Below are 16437 nucleotides of genomic sequence, written 5' to 3'. Positions count from 1 at the left end.
CAACCTTCAGAACAACGATTCCTGAATCGCCACGCCTGGGGACTCGAACTCGCCGACGGTGATGGTTCGACCGACCAGTCCGGACACGTCCGCGACAAAGCGTGGTGATTCAGGATCGGGGTCGATCCGCATCGATGCGATCGAACCGGCAAGGCCCTCTAGATACAGGGAATGCTCCCCGGACTCGAAAGTGTGCGGATACGCGATCAACGGTGCGGCATCGAAGACCACGTCGGCGCATTCCGGCGCCCGCCATTCTTCGGGAGCCTCCAGGATCTCGATGCCGTCGATGTCCGATCCGATGTCCTTCAGCTCGTCGCTGATCGACGATACGAAGTGGTGCAACGACTTTCGGAGTTTTTCTCGATCAAGAGTTCCCGTCAACGCCTCGATCTTCCGAGACGTACGTATGGCCTGGCTCAAGTGGAACTCTTCCGACGCCCTGGCTTCGAGCGAACGGATGCTGTAACCGTCCGTCGACCGCGCGACGAACAACGCGCAGACCGCGCCCTGCTCGGCGACTCGCGGATGTTTGCGAAACTCGGACGCCGTCCCCACCTTCATCTGACCGCCGGCGAATACGTCCACGTAGAGCCATTGTGGTTGTGCGAGGTAGGTGCGCACGTTCGGATGAATGTGCGCCCCGCTGACGTGTGCCTGATGAACTGTGGTGAACCCCTCGCGATTTCGGCACCGGTCGCATTGGCGCCCGGCAACGACCGTGGCCTCGCGGTCACACGGCGAGTGCCCTCGACCTTCTGCGGTGAGATCTCGCCAGCCGAGGCAGCGGCGGCCCTTCTTCTCGTCGACGGAAAACCGCAGAACCGAGTCGTGAGTGAAGAAGGTCGTAGCGGAAGTGGTGTCGTCGACGCATCGGATCCGCGGTGCTGTCGGGTTCGACCATTCGATTCCGCGAACGAGCAGGGTCATTGAAGTGTCGATTCTTTCTGTAGTTCACAGGTCGACACCCATGGTAGTCAGTGCACATGCGGGTCAGTGCAGTGGTTGTGCCCCACGTTGTCCGAGCATCAGTGTCATCAGCCCGGACTCCTGACTCTGCGTGTTGATCATGTCGCGGGCGGACTGTTTCACTGGCCCGCTCTCGAACAGGGTATCGGCCACCTGTGCCATGGCGATCCCGCCACGGTGGTGACGTTCCATCAGTTGAAGGAACAGAACCTCGGCGTCGAGCCCGCGAGCGGCGCTCAGTTTCTCGAGTTCTTCCGTCGTAGCGATGCCCGGCATGGCGTCGGCCTCTGTTTCCGGCGTTGCCGGGTGATGATGAGAGTCGCCCGCACTGCTCGGTGACGCCTCCATCCACGCCATCGGCGTTCTACTGTTCGGCGGGACACCGGCCAACCGCAGCCAACCGAGCATGACACCGATTTCCGTTCGTTGAACATCGTCGATCTGTTGGGCCAGTCTCGTTACCGCCGGGTCCACATCAGGACTCAGACGCGCGAGAATGAAGAGTGCCTGTTGATGGTGGGCCGCCATGTCGTGTACGAATCCGATTTCGGTTTCGCTCAGAACAGCTGTCTGCGTGTGGTTCTCGGGTGCAAACAGGGGACGTAGTGCTGCGCCGAGTACGAGCAGCATCAGTGCCGCAGCTACGAGCGCGACGGCTTTGACCGATCGTGGCACCGTCATGATCCCACGGTCGTCTTCTGGTCGGCGGGTGGTGTGTAGACACCGTTTTCGAGTTGCATGGCAACAAAGCCGTTGTCGGCGCACGTCGCCCACAATGTGGTACCTCGCCATTCGGGTGGGGAGAAGCACCAATCGGTCGAGATGTCGCCGAGAGCGAGCATGCCCGACCGCGAACTCAGCGCTTGGCCGGGGTCGAACTGGCCCTGCGCGATCGACTGCGCGATTGCCGGGGTGCTGAGGATGGGTACCCCGATGAGCGATGCGAGAGCGTGCGGCGAGTTGGCGAGTTGGAGATTGTCGCCGGTCCGAGCAGGTGGGTTGAAGTACGCAATTTCGTGGACATCGAAGGGATCTCGAATGTCGAAGACCCGAATTCCGCTCGAGATCCATCCGCATGCCAGCGCCGTCGGGTCGACCGGGCGATCGGCCGAACAGTAGTGAGATTCGTACGCGAACAGCGATCCGCCGGCAGCGGACGCCAGCGCAGCGTCTTGATTCTCCGGCAGATTGATCTCGAGCTTCACCGAATTGACGACCGACGGTTCGTCGTCATGGGAGACGTCGATCAATTTGACTCCGCCTGAACCGCCTTCGTCGACGGTGAACAGGTACGGCGAACCGTCGTACGTCACGGGAATGCTGTGCTGGGTGGCCCACCCGTCGGTCCACGAGAGCTGGGACAGTTGGCGCACCCGAGGATTGGGGACGCGGCGCTGAACCTCACTGATGTCGAGAACATGTATTCCGCCGAGATTGTTGGACAGGTACATGCGAGTTCCGTCGGGACTGATTCCGAATCCGTGGGTCGACAACCCGATGAGGTCCTGCCAGATGACACGCGGGTTGGTGGGATCGGTGAGATCGACGGCGCTCACCACGCCGGGGGCGGTGCCGGAAGACCAGTAGGTGTTCCCGTCCGGTGAGAACCCACCCTCGTGATTGGTGATGGGCAGCAGCATTCCCAGATCGGTTCCCGGCCCGGGGTTGAGCAGTTTCGGGTGTGCGCAGTCGGAGATGTCGTAGACCGACATCAGGCCGACGCCGGTCAAGAGCGGAACGCCCGTGCCCACCAGCAGCTTTCGCGTGGCGTTGACCTTGAGGCTCTCCCACGTTCCGGCCAGCATCGCCGGTTCGGTCAGAGTGGCGGTGAGTGCGGGGTTGGCAGGATCTGACACGTCGAGAACTTGGACGCCTTGCGCGGGGCCGAGGAGGTTCCCGGGGAAGAAGCTGCCGACGTACGAGCAGTGTTCGAAGTTGGTGGATGTGATCCCGCCGCCGCGACCCGAGTAGCCACCGATCTGAGACATGTTGCAGCTGTAACCATCCCGGCTGCGTCCGCTGTTTCGGTCCTCGGCCGGAACATCACCCTGCAACCCGGTCTCGGGCATCGAACCAGGCCCGCACTCCGCACGACTCGCCGCGTTCGAACCGACACCGGAGGTTTCGAGGATCGAGCCGGGGGCGGTGGCTGGTTCGGCCGCGGCGACACACACGGGAAGGATGGTGATCAATGCGACGAGCGCGATGGCAGATCTGGTTCTGATGGTCGTGAACGATTTCATCGAGTCCAACTCCCGGTGCGGGATTGCCTTTCGTATCTCACGGGCAGACGTATCTCACGGGCAGACGTATCTCACGGACAGGCAGCACGGAGGGCAGGCGCGGGTTCGAGCGCTCACGACGGTCGGGTCGGGGTGTGAACCGGTGTCGGGCCGCAACCAACCGGACAATGCTGTCCGGTTGGTATCGTAGTGTGCGTGACATCGTCTGGCCGCGTCAATAGCGGATCTCTCAACAGAGGGCCGAGAGACGCGGCGCGCAATCGTGCGGCACTCATCTCAGCAGCTCGCGAGGTGTTCGCCACCCAGGGTTTCGCTGCTCCGCTCAGCCTGATCGCCCGTACGGCCGGTGTCGGCCAGGGCAGCCTCTACCGGCACTTTCCCACTCGCGAAAGCCTGGCACTCGCAGTGTTCGACGAGAACATCGTCGAGTTGCAGGATCTGGCTGCCGATCCGGATTCGACTCTCGACGATCTTTTTCGTTTGTTGGTCGACCAGATCACCACCTCGATCGTGTTCGTGGAGGTCATCAAACCTGTCTCCTTCGGCGATTCACGACTGAATTCGGCCGGCACCCGCCTGACCGATCTTCTCGAAGGTCGCCTCGACGAAGCGCGTCGAGCTGGGAAGATACGCGAGTCCGTCACTGCCGAGGACGTGATCCTGGCGATCGCCATGTTCGCCGCGATCATGGAACGGACCGCCGAGAGCTCACGAAAAGAAGTCGCGCACGCGGCCTGGAACCTACTTGTGCAGGGACTGGCCGGGCCGACAGCGGCGGGCTGAGTCGCGTTCGCCTCGCGTCTCGAGGTGATCGCCTAGGCTCGTGTCATGGCTATTGTCTGGACAGTTCCTCGCGCTATCGGCTCCACCCTGCTCGTTGCTCCGTTGATCAAGGAGTTCCTTGTCGAGGGTGACGGCACCCTCGATGCAAAACTGACTGCGGTCGGTACGGTCTCTGCATCTCTCGAGAAGCAAGTCGGCCGCACGTTCACCTCGATCAGCGCTGCCTCGGCGGCAATCTTTTCCGGTGCTGCCGGTTCTGCCAGCGTGCCCGACGCACTGCGTCTGGCCGTGATGCGCACTCTGTCCACCGAGGTCGTCGTCAGGAAGCCGGCTCCGCAGCCGTTCACCGAAAAGGTCGGGAAGCGGTTGGGGCAGTATGTCTTTGCGTTGCGTGACCCACGTAACGACCAGGTATTCCATGTCGGGCACGGCACGGGAAACCAGGTGTTCGCGCCGGTGTTCGAAGCGCTCGGTGAACTCGCGAATCTCGAAGGAGCGGACGGCCCGGCCGAGTCGAATGCTGCTGTGACGGCAGCCAAGATCGCTCGGATCCGTGAAATCTACGACGCAGGTTCGGCAGTGGAGCACTTCGTACTCCTCCGATCTGTTTCCGCCGCCACCGATTCGGCTGCCACTACCGGAGAGGTCGTCCGCGGCATCGTGGAAGCCTTGCGGATTACCGACGCGGGAGACGGCCTGACCAACCTCGCGGGCGATACCTCGGACAAGGACGCCCGTGCGACCCGCGTCGAGGAACTCGCGTTGCGATACTCGGCCGATCCCGCGCCGGAACTCCCGACGCCGAGCATCGTCCTCCACGTACCGGCCTCCGCCCGTCCGGGAGTAACGCCGGAAGAGATCTACGAACTCGCACGCGCCGAGTGGTCTGCCGGTGCGGCTGTCCGTGCCGAGATCGGCATTCCCGTTCTGGTCTTTGCCGACAGCATCATTCGTGGTGCCTTCCGCGCACAGTCATGGGAGGTCTCCACTCGCAATGCCGACGGAAGTCAACTGTGGCGTTTCAACGGAACCGTCGACGACGAGCTTGCTGCCAAGTACGTCGGAACCGAGGTCACCCCGCACAACGTCGGCCTGAAGAAGTGGCCCGCCAGTGGGTGGGTCACGAGGTTGACTACCGCTCGTCCGGGTGCGGCTATGCCGGGACCTCGTAAGTCCAAGTAACGCAACAGCTTCAGGTAGAAGGCATTGTGGGGGCGGGATCCGTTCGGATCCCGCCCCCACAATATCGTTACCCGGTGTTGTCAGCCGAGCAAACCGCTTCCGAGGTAATCGTTCTCGGTGCACCCCGGCGGAATGAGATACACCGCAGAACCGATCGGCGTCGTCCACTCGTTGAGTGCGTCGAAGTCACTCAACCGCTGTTGGACCGGCAGATATTGCTCGGCGATGTCCCGTTGGAACGCGGCGAAGATCAACCCCGAGTTCGAGGTCTGCCCGCTCTCGGGTGCGTCGTCGTAGTTGTAAGCCCGGCGGAAGAATTGCTCCTTTTCATGTGTTCGGTGTGCTCTGGCGATGTGTGATCCTGGCGGGATCACCGGAATACCGAACTTGTCCGTGAGAGTGAAGTCCGCTTCGTCGAATTCGTCGGTTCCGTTGAGCGGAGCGCCATTGGACAACGTGCGCCCCATGGTGAGTTCGCGTCCCGAGCGATCGAGTTCGTCCCAGGTATCCATTTCCATGCGAATGCGTCGTAGTACCAAGGAGGTTCCGCCCGCGAGCCACGACTGCCCGGTCCCGTCGTGCCAGATCAGTGAATCGAAATCCACTGTTCCCGGAGCAGGATTGACCGTCCCGTCCACCTGGCCCATGAGATTACGCATCGTGGTTCCTTCGGGCGTGGTGCCACGTGCGTTCCGGAATCCTTTCTGCGTCCATCGGATTGTCGTCAGTGATCGGACGTTCTTGGTCAGCACTCGAACGGCGTGAGCAATGGTCACCGGATCGTCGCCGCAGATCTGCAGCAGCAGATCCGAGCCGCCCCATCGTTCGTCGAGTCGATCGATCGCGTAGCTCGGCAACGGCTCGAACCAGTCCGGTTGACGTGCCTGCAATCCCAGCTTGGTGAACAGGCCGGGGCCGTAACCGACGGTCACCGTCAGGCGCGCCGGATCCACGGCAAGTTCCCGTTCGGTGTCCGCCAACGCCGGACTGCCGGCGGTCAGCCGTGACGCATCCTCGGACCACATCTTCATGATCCCGACGACGACTGCTCGATCGGTTCCAGGCAAGAGGTCGAACCCGATGAACGTGCCGTGCGCTTGTGGAGTGGTGGCGATCCCAGCTTGGTGGACTCCGTAGAACGGCTCCACGAGCTTGCCTGCTTGCTGCTCGTGTTCGCTGCGCTCGACCACTGTGGTTGCGCCCCAGGTTATTCCCGCGACGCCGAGCGCGGCGGCGCCTCCTCCGAGAAGGCGCCGCCGGCTGAGAGCTCGGCTGGGCGGGTTCGTGTTCTCAGCCACCGTGATTCGGGTCGTAGTTCTCCTGATTACCGGAGAAGTCGCGAATCTGAGCTGTGAACGTGGTGCTGGAACCGTCGTCGTAGATCAGGGTGAGATCGGTTTCGGCGCCCGGGAGCAGCGGCGCCGACAGGTCCATGAACATCAGGTGGTCACCGCCCGGGGTAAGGGAGGCGGAACCGTTGGCAGGGACCAGGAAACCGCCGTCCTTGGGGCGCATCGTCATCGTTCCGCCGTCGCCGGTCACGACTTCGTGCAATTCGAGTCGAGACGACGCGGGGCTGGTGGCCGAGACCACGCGTACGTCCTTGTCACTGGAGTTGATGAGTTCGGCGAACGCCGCACTCATGCCTTCCGGCGCGGCCTTGACCCATTGATCCTGAACTGTGATGGATTGTGCAGCTTCGGTTTCCTTGTCGGAGTTGGAAGAACAGCCGGTCAGCGCGAGAGCTGCGGTCAATGCAACAGCTGCGAATATCTTGGTGCGAACAGTCATGTGTGTCTCCGTAATTCGTGATTGTCAGGTAGTGGCGCGGCGTTTGAACGCCGCAATGCACACGTCGATCAGCAGGAATGCGAGCAGGCTGATGCCGAGTAGCGGAACGAACCAGCCGACCAGCGCCGTGATCGCGACGAGCGCAACGAGGCTGATCGGGGAGAGGTTGCGGATTCCGCCGCGGGCAGGAACCCGGCCGACTGCCCAGTCGGAGCCACGGGTGGGGCGTCGGCGCCACCACATGATGTAACCCCGAATGACCACGCTGACCAGCGCGAGCGCCAGTGCGGCGAGTGCGATCTGGTTGGCAAGGCCGAACAGAAGGCCCATGTGGAGTTGGATTCCCCAGGCCGAAAGTTTGGCTGCGAGTGGCCAATCCGAGAACCACAACTCGTCGGTGACCTTTTGTGTCGCTCCGTCGATGGCGATGGTGTTGTTGCTGTACACCCAGGGCTCACGAGTCTGGGCGACGGTGAACGCTGTCTCGGCATTGGCAGGTATCGATACTTCGACCGGACCGGTGATCCCGTTGTATCTGGCGATTCCGAGGACGGTGTCGACGCGTCCGACGTTGGTATCGGTCAGAGTGCCGGTGGCAGCGGGAGCCATGTCGTGGCCCTCGTGCCCGCCTGTCGCCGGTGGGGGAGCGTCGCCGAGAGTTTTCACGACGGAGGGCGTCGTCCAACTCAATGCAGTTCTCAGATTGCTGACGTTCTCTCCGGCGTAGGTCGACCACGTGAGGCCGGTCGCCGAGAGGAAGACCAATGCAACTGCTATCCAGATGCCGACGACACCGTGCCAGTTCAGGGTCCGGCTTCGTCCGGTGGACGCTCGGTCGATCGTGAGCAGACGAGCGTTCCTGGCGGTGCGGTATCGACGGAACCACAGGTAGACGCCACCGAGTGCGACCACCCACATCCACGACGCGGCCAATTCGCTGTAGAGGCGGCCGGGTTCGCCCAGATGAAGGTGGCGATGCAGCTGGGAGATCCAGGTGCGCAATGGCAGCGAACCACTGCTTCCGTACACGGCCAACTCGCCGACCGGCTGTGCGAGCACCGGATCGACGAAGACCGCGAGCCTCTCCGATTCGCCCAGTGACGGATCGGTGAACAGGACCCGTGTGGTGGTTCCGGCAGCAGGGGACGGACGTACTGCCGAGACCGTCAGGTCAGGTCGATACTGCTGAGCGGAACGGATCTGGTCGTTCAGAGACGCGATCTGTCCGGTGGTGTCGGTCTGGAGGTAGTCGCTGTAGACGAACTTCTCGATGGTGGGCGCCATCGCGTAGAGGCCACCGCTCAACGCGGCGATGAGGATGAACGGCCCGATGAGAACGCCGGCGTAGAAATGCAGACGCAGTATCAGTGGTCTGGCGCCGCCAACCTGCTTCTTCGGGGGAGAACTGTCGTTGGACGCGCGCGTCTGTGCGCGCTCCAATTCGGGTGCGGACATGCGTGTACTCGATCCCGCCGTGCGCCTTTATTAACCGCGGGCGGTTAATAAAGGCGCACAGCAAAGTGGCGCACGAAATCACGTGCGTGAAAGGAAAGGGAAGGTGAGTTACACGAATGCCGGCGGGCCGCGAGTGCCCAGACCGGAAGTGAGAAGTTGACGCAGAACAACTTTGGCGCGGTATCGAGTGCGCGCAGTGAACGGCGATGGTTCAGGCGCCCACGGCCGTAGGAGCACCGCGACGATGGCCGCTACCGTCGACGCCGCCACGACGTACCCGCGTTCTGCGCCGCGGATCAGTACTGCGCACACTCCGACCGCAGCGATGTGCGCTGCGAGCATCGGGAGCGACAGGAGCAAGCCGTGTTGATGATCTGAAGCGATCGTCAATGTCGCGTGGCCGATGGCCTGACCCGCTGCGAGCATGAGGGCAAGCAAGAGCGCGGGGGATCTGCGGGTGTCGATGGACGTGACCACCGCGCCGACGCTCGCGCACGCGAGGATCAACAACACCACGGCGCTTTCGGACGGGGCCATGCCGCCGCCACCGAGGGCGTGGGCTGCGACCGACACCGCGCCGGAGGTGCCGCCCACAAAAGCGCCGCGCAGCTGCGCGACATCTTTCGGACCCGGCGTCATACGCGAAAGGATACAGGCGCCTACTACCGGGCTTAGTAGGTGATCGGTCGGGATCGTTGTGGTCGCCGACCGACGACCGTGTCAGAGGGCGATTTGTCCGATTCGCCAAACTTTGCCGAGGAGTGGACAAAACAAACATGACGGTCATTTTCCCGTGTTGACTTGGCTCCGGTCGCCGGCAACGGGTCGACGGCAGGGCAAACACATAGGAGAGTTTCATGAGGCGTCGATTCTTTGCGATATTCGCCCTGGTGGGTGCGTTCGGTCTCTTCCTGTCTTCGGTGGCCTCGGCGGACCCGGTCACACGCTCGGTGTCGGGAACCCTCGTCAACTCGTGCAGCGACTCTGGCGATCCGGTCGGGATATGGATGGTCGTATGGGACGGTTCGACGCAGATCTCCTCGGCCACTGTCGGGGCGGGTGGCGCGTACACGATCGCGAATGTTCCTCCGGGCAATTACACCGTCAGTCCCTACGCGCCCGCCGGATGCGGATCCGTACCCAACGGCACGCCGGTGGATCTGACGACATCCGACGCAACCGGGATCGACTTCGAGATGGTGAAAGTGTTCAGCATCTTCGGAACTGTCACCGGGTGTCCGGGCGTCGATGGAGTCGGTGCTTCCGACGTGACGTTGAATCTGCTCGATGCGGGCACACAAATCGCGACGACAACCACGGATGGATCCGGTGACTACTTCTTTCAGTACAAGCCGGCCAAGGATGGCTATTCCGTCGAAGTGATTCCCGGCAGCGGTTGCGGCGCCGATCCAACCTCAATTCCGGTGAATCTGAGTACGGCTGACGTCACCGGTGTCGACTTCGCGCTTACTGCCGACGGCTGCGATACAGGCAGTTCGCTCGGAAGTGTGGATCTGTCGACGATTTTCGGGAGCCTCGGGAGCTCGGAATTCTGCAGCAGCTGAACACATGTCCATGAAGGGAGGGAGGTCGCTTGCGCGATCACCCTCCCTTTTTTCGTTTGTTACCAAGGGATTTGCCCTGACATTGCGGAAGGCTGCTTTTGTCGGCAGATGAAGATATATGTGCCGCATATCGTTACGACGATCGTGTTTGCTGAGAATGGCACCAGTGTGAGGACCAAAGTCATCGAAGTGCGGGTGTAACGGTCTGTTGTGCCGTGACGGTATTGAGCAGAGAACGGCAAGCCCGCCAGAGTGATAGCGTCCGAGAGGCTATGTCCGAAATGATTCCGAACTCGACCTAGGAAAACGGTGCGCAGCGATAACAACGGTTCGAATGGCGGAGTCTTGGGGAACAACTCCGGAACAACTCAGGGCGACGGCCTTTTCGACGCGTCCGACGACGGTTACGCAACGTCGATTCGAACCGTCACCTTCACACCGCAATTCGACGAACCCGCAGCAAAACCGTTGCCCAGTCAGCGGATGCGTCAGCAACGTCGTGAAGAGCCGACCGATTTTCGGACCTCGACGCCCAGGGCTATGACGTCCGTCGACGACCTGGACATCATCAAGCGAGCGAAGCGTCCGCCTGAACGCGGTTTGGGCAGTGTGTTGTTCAAACTCACCGGTGGGAGGATCAACACGGGGCAGTCTGCTGCCGAACTCGAGCACCAAGCTCTCGTGCGCCGTGCCAACCGCACGGTGCGCGGTGTGTACAAAATTGCCTTCATCTCGCTCAAGGGCGGTGTGGGAAAAACCACGGCGGCCAAGACCGTCGGTTCGACGTTCGCGTCGATCCGTGGGGATCGCATCGTGGCCATCGACGCCAACCCCGATCTGGGGACCCTGGCGGATCGCGAACGACGTGAACATCATCTGACCGTTCGTGATCTGTTGGCCGACGGCGACATTCGCACGTACAGCGATGTTCGCTACTACACGTCTCAAGGCGACAGCCGGCTCGAAATCCTTGCGAGTGAAGCAGATCCGGAAACCTCGGAGTCGTTCAACGAGCAGGACTACCTCGATACTCTGCGAATTCTCGAGGTGCATTACAACATCGTCATCACCGACTGCGGCACAGGGATCATGCACTCGGCCATGTACGGAATCCTCGACGAAGCAGATGCGTTGGTTGTCGTCAGCCCGACGGCACAGGACGGTGCCCGTAGCGCTGCTGCAACGCTCAGTTGGCTGACCAAGCATGGCTACGCAGACCTGGTGAGCAGGTCGGTCGTGGCGATCAATTCGACGAGGCCGGGTTCGTCTTCGCTCGACCTCGATCAACTCGAAGACGTTTTCGCTCAGCGGGGAGTGCGCGCGGTCAAGACCTTGCCCTACGACGATCACCTCGGCGAGGGCGGTCCGATCGACTTGAAATTGCTGAACAAGCGCACTGCGCGGGCATATCTGGAACTTGTCGCAGCAATTGCCGACGGATTTCCGGACTCGGTGGGCAAGCACGCCTCTCGCTGAAGGTGCTCACCCACCGAATCCGATCAGGCTGCCGATGTTCAAGGATGCCGGAGGATCGCGCCGTATCCGTCGGCGAGAACCAGGCGTTCGTCGATCTGTACCAGTTCGGTTCCGGTCCCGATTGCGATGTAGGGGAGTACGCGATCGGCGGGCCCGATCAACTTTCCGCTGGTGACTTCCTTGTCGTCGGGATCGGTGAGCAACAGTGTCTCGACCTTGCCCTGTTCGAGAGCGTCGAGGACGCGCGCGGTCCCGTCGATGGAGAGACCGGAGTCCCGTCCCTGCTCTGCGACGTAGCGTTCGGTTTCCGAGTCCATCCTGCGCAGCCGCTGCGTATCGATCAGTTCACGAATCGACTTGGACACCTCAGCAGGTGACGAACCCACTGAACGTGAACCCTTTTCGACATCCACCACTCGTAGCGTCGACGGTAGGAGCTGTGCAAAAGCTTTGCGTGACTGTACTTCTCCGATCACGACCACCAGCGCGACCTTGTGTTCGCGGGCGAGCGATGCCGCGCGCTCCACAGCCTGTGCCAGGTTCTTCCGGATGTTCTCCTCCACGAGGCTTTGACTGTCGGTGTACCGCTCCTGGCCGCCCACGTGCGCCTTGTGTACCGGGAAGCCGTCGCCGTCGACCGATTCGCCGTACACGTCACGCCCGCGGGCATCGCGCACGCACAGGTCCGCGCCGGTGTGGTCGACCTTGGCGATGAGGAAGGGCTCGGTGTCGTATCCGTGTGCGATCAGTGGAATCAAGTAGGGCAGCTCGCCCAAGGTTGCGATGGTCGATCCTGCGGGTTCGAGCAGAATATCGTCGATCAGCACTGCTTCGGGTGTGGCAACTATCGCTCGCCCAGCGCGTCCCGAGATTCCGTGATGGTTGTCCTTCACCTCGTCCAGTCGTGCGATGAGCGTTTCGGACGCGCCCTGTTTCGAGAGTTGATTGCGCATCGAGCGCCATTCGAGTTCGAAGCGCTCGCGCGCATCCTCCCGGTTGCGGACGTCTTCGAAGTACACGGAGGCAAACGGGCCGTCACTCGAACCGACCTTCTTCAGTCGCCCAGCATGCATGTCGGCTCCCTTCTGTAGTGGTCCTATGCCGCGTACCCGACAACCGGGTATTCGACACGACCGCTTTCAGTTCGCACGTTTGTTCGACTGCTGGTACTGTCTGTGAACGTGAGGGTGGTGCAGAGGGAAGCCTGCATCACTCTCACGCCAAGAGCCCGGGACCTGCCGCCGACTGCCTTCGGTGGCAGGTCCCGATTCTGCTCACTCGGCGTCGTCGGTGCCCTTCGTTCTGTCGGAACTCTTGCGCCAGTGAGTAAATCGTTCCTTGATATCCGACGCGACGTCGCCGACGCCGTTTCCGACGGCGCCGACCGCGCCGCCCAGTCCGCTGCCGATCTCGCGCACCATTCGGATCAGAGGGTCCTCTGACTCGTCGAAGTTCTGCTTGTAGGTCTTGGCTGCATTCTTGAACTCGTCGCTGATCTTCGCTCCGTCGTCTTCTCCTCGCCGCGGGTAGTTTCCGCGCAGGATCGCGGCATAGTCTCCGCTGTCCACCCATTTCTTGAGTTCTGCGGCGCGAAGTACCGAGAACGGATGCGAGAGCAGTTCGATGTTGAGGAGCTTGAGTACGCCGTCCCGGAGGTCGCCGCTGGCGTCGTACTCGGCAGCCTGGGCGAGGAATGCGTCGATGTCGATTTCACTGACTCGCGATCCGCCCGCCAATTTCATCTGGACGCGAATCGCGGTGTGGACGTCCTGCCCGCACAGCAATCCGGCGCGATCGCCGGACAGTTCGGATTTGCGCTGCCATTCCATGAGGGCGGCGATGATCGCGCGCAGTGCCCACCCGCCGACGGGTAACCAACCGATGGTTCCGGCCAGTCGCATCAAATGCATCAGGATGGTGCGGTAGACCGCATGGCCGGACAGCGCATGGCCGAGTTCGTGGCCGATGATGAACCGCTGCTCCTCGTAGTTCATCACGTCCAGCAGGCCGGTCGTGACCACCATGAACGGCTTGTCCATACCGATGGTGAAGGCGTTGACCATCGGGGTTTGGAGGACGAACAATTCTGGTGTCTCGTCGGCCTGCAGAATGTCGACGCAATCGCGTCGCAGATCGTTCAGGTCGCTGAACTGGCGTTCGTCGACCCGCACGGATGTAGCGAGATACATGAGGCGATGCTGGCGTTCCTGGAGTAAGCCGGACAGCGTCCGCAGCACGGTGTCGAACCCCCGAAGTGTCCGGAGGGTCACCAATGCAGCCCGATCGGCAGGGTGTTCCCACGCACGCGAGCTGATGTCCGGGAACTCGATTCGGGTGCGATCTGGCGCAGTGGTCATGGTGGCCCCTCACTTCGATGTGTGTCGACTCACCTCCAGGGTAACGACTAGTCGGTTTAGCGCTGCATATCGGCAGTTCACTCGGTCGGTTGAGGAAGCGTGCAGTCCGTAACTTTGGGATTGACGCCGAAGTAGTTCAGCGGGCCCGCGATGACGGTGAGCGCGATGGTCCCGACGCCGGCACAGTTGGTCGGCGAACTGCTGTAGTAACCGCGCTGGCCGGCCGCAACGGCTCCGACGATCAGCCAGATCAGAACGATCAGAGTCACAATTCTCATCATGGCGTGCTCGATTCTTCAAATATTATGGTGCCCAGCGAAATACCCGGTCAGCGAGGGTATGAAACGCACGGCCGACGGGTATCCGGGGTGTATGCGGCTCGAGGCGGGCGTATCCGCCCGAGTGAACGCACTGAAGGAGCTTGTCATGATCATCCTCGGCGTAATCCTGCTGATAATCGGTTTCGTGGTGAACATTCCGATCCTGTGGACGATTGGTGTCGTCTTGCTGGTGATCGGAATCATCCTGTACGCGTTGGGCGCGGCCGGGCACGCTGTCGGCGGTCGGCGGCATTACTACTAATCGGGAGCCGGTCCCGCATGCGTATCCATGCGTGCCGGCTCGATCGGGGTGGTGCGTTGAATGGCACGCGCGATCAGTTCCCGAAGGCAGACCTGGCGAAGCGTTCGCTGTTGCCAGTCGCTGCCGCTGCCGGTGACCGACTTGTTCCGCAGCGCCGACTCCACACTCGCGTACTCGCCTGTCTCGTCGAGTGAGTCGCGGACATGGATCAGGAGTCGGTGCAACAGTTCGGTGGCCGAAATTCTTTGTGTGGTAACAGGATCGATCGACGTTCCCAGGACCCCTTCCTTCGCGGACACCCAGGTTGCGAGACGAAGGTTCTCGAGAGAAATGTTCGGAGCCTCGATGCCCCGGTCTATCGCGCCTAACGCAGTTGCCACCAGAGCCCGTCCAAGTGTTGCCAGTAGCGCTGCATCGTCTGCTGTCGGTTGAACGTCGCAAACCCGGATCTCGACGGTCGGTAGATGGCACGACGGACGGACGTCCCAGTAGGCCATCCGCTCGTCGAGCATCACGCCGCAATCCACCATCCGCGCTACCACGGTGTCGAAGTCTGCAGCGCTCTCGAAGTACGGCGGCGGCCCGGCGACGGGCCACCTGGACCATTGGATCGCCCGCCAACTCGCGAATTCTGTGTCGGATCCTTGGTGGACACGAGAATTGGCGCTCAGAGCAAGCAAGGCGGGCAGCCAGATGCGCACGTGATTGCAGACCTGCACGGCTTCGGCTCGATCAGCGACGCCAACATGGATGTGGCAACCACAGATGCTCTGTTCGGCAGCGAGGGCGCCGAAGCGCTCACCCATCTGTCGGTAACGAGGCGCATCGCTAATCTCGAAACGCGAAGGCCCGGAAAGCGGTGCGCCGACGGCCAACAGCCTGCAGCCGTTCAACTCGGCCGCTTTCGCTGCGCGCCGACGCATGTCGATCAAATGGGTTCGGAGTTCGCCGATGCTCTGGCACACCGGAGAGTTGGTCTCGACCTGGCACCGGGACAATTCGAGCTGAAGATCCATACCGAGTGCCGACGCGGTTTCCGCGACCGCGGCATTGTCGGTGGAGGGCAACCACGATGTCGGGTCGACGAGGATGAATTCTTCTTCGACGCCGACGGTCGGGGTCGTCGATTCGTAGCGGCCAGCGGTGGATCCGGTCGAGCTGGTGGCGCTCATGCTCGCGTCTACCCGGTCGGTCGACGGAGGAAACCGACACGAGGAAGCCCCGTTCTCGTCGGGAGAACGGGGCCTGTGGTCGGTCTTGCCAACATCTCGTAAGCGTCAACGAGCCCTTGCACACCGTGTGAATCTGGGGACTGGCGTGCCTGGGAAAACGTACTGTGTCGGACTCGGAAAAACGAGACCTCCTGGCATGTTTCACCCCCTATTTCACCCTCGTGTGAGCCTGCCCGCCCGCACGTCGTCGAGTCGCGGATCGTGACCTGTCGGAGTGCGGTGGGGCTGTCTCGGTTTTATCCGTGGAGTCCGCATTTATCACGCCGATCCCGGAGAAATGTGAACCCATCTAAACTAACGTCCAACATTCAGATGTGAGGTTTCGGTGAGAGTGGCCACTCGGAGCGGCAGTGGATATGTGACCAGTTAATCCCGCGCACAGTATCTGGTAAAGTTATCGGACTTTCGGACTGGTATTGCGTTTCATCAGCGGAAATATGCAGTGGTTATGGGTGAACGTCAGAATTTGGGAGAAAGTGCGTGGGATCGTGTTGCTACCGGTTCGTTATCGCAGTCGAATGTCCACTATGTATGTGGGTGGCGCCTCTTTGAGGCTGGCAAAACTGCGTTTAAACAGTGTGGAAACTTCGCCAACCTTGTCGTCTTCGACGGAGAGTTTCGCCAGGGATATCTATCGAAATCGACGCGCCCGGAAATTTTTCTCAAGATTTACCCATCGGTTAATTGGGGAAGTTTCTCGGGTTCCAAAGATCGGAAATACTGCGGGTGGAAGCAGTTATTTGCGACAATTTGCTCGCATCTTGCTGTGTGGAGTTTTGTGGCAGAAGTGCTGCGTGGTCGA

At 61.4% G+C, this 16437-nt stretch carries 16 protein-coding genes; 5 read left to right on the top strand and 11 right to left on the bottom strand.

Annotated features, from left to right (window positions below; all coding sequences use genetic code 11):
* Positions 1 to 6: 6 nt before the first annotated feature.
* The 3 genes from DBV08_RS20860 to DBV08_RS20850 form a co-directional block, all read right to left on the bottom strand.
* Positions 7 to 930 (bottom strand): DUF2797 domain-containing protein, encoded by a 924-nt coding sequence (locus DBV08_RS20860; RefSeq protein ID WP_124568710.1) that lies wholly within the window; start codon positions 928 to 930, stop codon positions 7 to 9.
* Between the two features lie 63 nt (positions 931 to 993).
* The gene (locus DBV08_RS20855) at positions 994 to 1650 is read right to left on the bottom strand and encodes a DUF305 domain-containing protein (RefSeq protein WP_124568709.1); all 657 of its coding nucleotides are present in this window, start codon (positions 1648 to 1650) and stop codon (positions 994 to 996) included.
* Positions 1647 to 3212, bottom strand: coding sequence for an LVIVD repeat-containing protein (locus DBV08_RS20850; protein WP_124568708.1), 1566 nt, complete (start codon positions 3210 to 3212; stop codon positions 1647 to 1649). The genes DBV08_RS20855 and DBV08_RS20850 overlap by 4 nt, the downstream gene beginning before the upstream one ends.
* Positions 3213 to 3407: 195 nt before the next feature.
* On the opposite strand from DBV08_RS20850, the gene DBV08_RS20845 reads away from it, so the two are divergent.
* Positions 3408 to 3995 (top strand): TetR/AcrR family transcriptional regulator, encoded by a 588-nt coding sequence (locus tag DBV08_RS20845; protein ID WP_234036657.1) that lies wholly within the window; start codon positions 3408 to 3410, stop codon positions 3993 to 3995.
* Between the two features lie 45 nt (positions 3996 to 4040).
* Entirely contained in the window at positions 4041 to 5177 is a 1137-nt protein-coding gene (locus DBV08_RS20840) for a GIY-YIG nuclease family protein (protein WP_124568707.1), read from the top strand.
* Between the two features lie 80 nt (positions 5178 to 5257).
* On the opposite strand, the gene DBV08_RS20835 is transcribed toward DBV08_RS20840, so the two are convergent.
* The 4 genes from DBV08_RS20835 to DBV08_RS20820 all read right to left on the bottom strand — a co-directional run bounded on the left by DBV08_RS20835 (position 5258) and on the right by DBV08_RS20820 (position 9062).
* Positions 5258 to 6475 carry a Dyp-type peroxidase gene (locus DBV08_RS20835; RefSeq protein ID WP_124568706.1) on the bottom strand — a complete coding sequence of 406 codons (1218 nt, stop codon included), beginning with the start codon at positions 6473 to 6475 and terminating at the stop codon, positions 5258 to 5260.
* Positions 6468 to 6968 carry a copper chaperone PCu(A)C gene (locus DBV08_RS20830; RefSeq protein ID WP_124568705.1) on the bottom strand — a complete coding sequence of 167 codons (501 nt, stop codon included), beginning with the start codon at positions 6966 to 6968 and terminating at the stop codon, positions 6468 to 6470. Before DBV08_RS20830 ends, DBV08_RS20835 begins: the two co-directional genes overlap by 8 nt.
* A 24-nt stretch (positions 6969 to 6992) precedes the next feature.
* Positions 6993 to 8423, bottom strand: coding sequence for a PepSY domain-containing protein (locus DBV08_RS20825; protein ID WP_124568704.1), 1431 nt, complete (start codon positions 8421 to 8423; stop codon positions 6993 to 6995).
* A 108-nt stretch (positions 8424 to 8531) separates the two neighbouring features.
* Positions 8532 to 9062 (bottom strand): hypothetical protein, encoded by a 531-nt coding sequence (locus tag DBV08_RS20820; RefSeq protein WP_029254615.1) that lies wholly within the window; start codon positions 9060 to 9062, stop codon positions 8532 to 8534.
* A gap of 218 nt (positions 9063 to 9280) precedes the next feature.
* Between DBV08_RS20820 and DBV08_RS20815 the strand changes: the two genes are divergently transcribed.
* Entirely contained in the window at positions 9281 to 9988 is a 708-nt protein-coding gene (locus DBV08_RS20815) for a hypothetical protein (RefSeq protein WP_124568703.1), read from the top strand.
* A 309-nt stretch (positions 9989 to 10297) separates the two neighbouring features.
* Positions 10298 to 11464 (top strand): MinD/ParA family protein, encoded by a 1167-nt coding sequence (locus DBV08_RS20810; protein WP_124568702.1) that lies wholly within the window; start codon positions 10298 to 10300, stop codon positions 11462 to 11464.
* A 38-nt stretch (positions 11465 to 11502) separates the two neighbouring features.
* On the opposite strand, the gene DBV08_RS20805 is transcribed toward DBV08_RS20810, so the two are convergent.
* From DBV08_RS20805 to DBV08_RS20795, 3 genes are all read right to left on the bottom strand, one after another.
* Positions 11503 to 12537 (bottom strand): hypothetical protein, encoded by a 1035-nt coding sequence (locus tag DBV08_RS20805; RefSeq protein WP_124568701.1) that lies wholly within the window; start codon positions 12535 to 12537, stop codon positions 11503 to 11505.
* A 201-nt stretch (positions 12538 to 12738) separates the two neighbouring features.
* The gene (locus tag DBV08_RS20800; RefSeq protein ID WP_095971333.1) at positions 12739 to 13821 is read right to left on the bottom strand and encodes a M48 family metallopeptidase; all 1083 of its coding nucleotides are present in this window, start codon (positions 13819 to 13821) and stop codon (positions 12739 to 12741) included.
* A 77-nt stretch (positions 13822 to 13898) separates the two neighbouring features.
* Complete coding sequence (locus tag DBV08_RS20795) at positions 13899 to 14102, bottom strand: hypothetical protein (protein WP_003945456.1); 204 nt, start codon at positions 14100 to 14102, stop codon at positions 13899 to 13901.
* 145 nt (positions 14103 to 14247) lie between these two features.
* Between DBV08_RS20795 and DBV08_RS32355 the strand changes: the two genes are divergently transcribed.
* Positions 14248 to 14403: a DUF6131 family protein gene (locus DBV08_RS32355; RefSeq protein ID WP_095971469.1), complete on the top strand. Its 156-nt coding sequence runs from the start codon at positions 14248 to 14250 to the stop codon at positions 14401 to 14403.
* On the opposite strand, the gene DBV08_RS20790 is transcribed toward DBV08_RS32355, so the two are convergent.
* The gene (locus DBV08_RS20790) at positions 14400 to 15575 is read right to left on the bottom strand and encodes a glutamate--cysteine ligase (protein WP_095971332.1); all 1176 of its coding nucleotides are present in this window, start codon (positions 15573 to 15575) and stop codon (positions 14400 to 14402) included. The two genes, DBV08_RS32355 and DBV08_RS20790, sit on opposite strands and share 4 nt — an antisense overlap.
* Positions 15576 to 16437 lie beyond the last annotated feature (862 nt).

It is taken from the genome of Rhodococcus sp. KBW08 (assembly GCF_003852455.1).
Classification (GTDB): domain Bacteria; phylum Actinomycetota; class Actinomycetes; order Mycobacteriales; family Mycobacteriaceae; genus Rhodococcus_F; species Rhodococcus_F baikonurensis.
Note: the sequence above shows the minus strand (reverse complement) of the source record. Positions and strands in the feature narration are given on the sequence as shown.

What these genes read in the sequence shown, in the direction of transcription:
- DBV08_RS20860 (WP_124568710.1), bottom strand. Translation starts at nt 930, where the DNA reads ATGACCCTGCTCGTTCGCGGAATCGAATGGTCGAACCCGACAGCACCG.
- DBV08_RS20855 (WP_124568709.1), bottom strand. Translation starts at nt 1,650, where the DNA reads ATGACGGTGCCACGATCGGTCAAAGCCGTCGCGCTCGTAGCTGCGGCA.
- DBV08_RS20850 (WP_124568708.1), bottom strand. Translation starts at nt 3,212, where the DNA reads ATGAAATCGTTCACGACCATCAGAACCAGATCTGCCATCGCGCTCGTC.
- DBV08_RS20840 (WP_124568707.1), top strand. Translation starts at nt 4,041, where the DNA reads ATGGCTATTGTCTGGACAGTTCCTCGCGCTATCGGCTCCACCCTGCTC.
- DBV08_RS20830 (WP_124568705.1), bottom strand. Translation starts at nt 6,968, where the DNA reads ATGACTGTTCGCACCAAGATATTCGCAGCTGTTGCATTGACCGCAGCT.
- DBV08_RS20825 (WP_124568704.1), bottom strand. Translation starts at nt 8,423, where the DNA reads ATGTCCGCACCCGAATTGGAGCGCGCACAGACGCGCGCGTCCAACGAC.
- DBV08_RS20820 (WP_029254615.1), bottom strand. Translation starts at nt 9,062, where the DNA reads ATGACGCCGGGTCCGAAAGATGTCGCGCAGCTGCGCGGCGCTTTTGTG.
- DBV08_RS20815 (WP_124568703.1), top strand. Translation starts at nt 9,281, where the DNA reads ATGAGGCGTCGATTCTTTGCGATATTCGCCCTGGTGGGTGCGTTCGGT.
- DBV08_RS20805 (WP_124568701.1), bottom strand. Translation starts at nt 12,537, where the DNA reads ATGCATGCTGGGCGACTGAAGAAGGTCGGTTCGAGTGACGGCCCGTTT.
- DBV08_RS20800 (WP_095971333.1), bottom strand. Translation starts at nt 13,821, where the DNA reads ATGACCACTGCGCCAGATCGCACCCGAATCGAGTTCCCGGACATCAGC.
- DBV08_RS20795 (WP_003945456.1), bottom strand. Translation starts at nt 14,102, where the DNA reads ATGATGAGAATTGTGACTCTGATCGTTCTGATCTGGCTGATCGTCGGA.
- DBV08_RS32355 (WP_095971469.1), top strand. Translation starts at nt 14,248, where the DNA reads ATGATCATCCTCGGCGTAATCCTGCTGATAATCGGTTTCGTGGTGAAC.
- DBV08_RS20790 (WP_095971332.1), bottom strand. Translation starts at nt 15,575, where the DNA reads ATGAGCGCCACCAGCTCGACCGGATCCACCGCTGGCCGCTACGAATCG.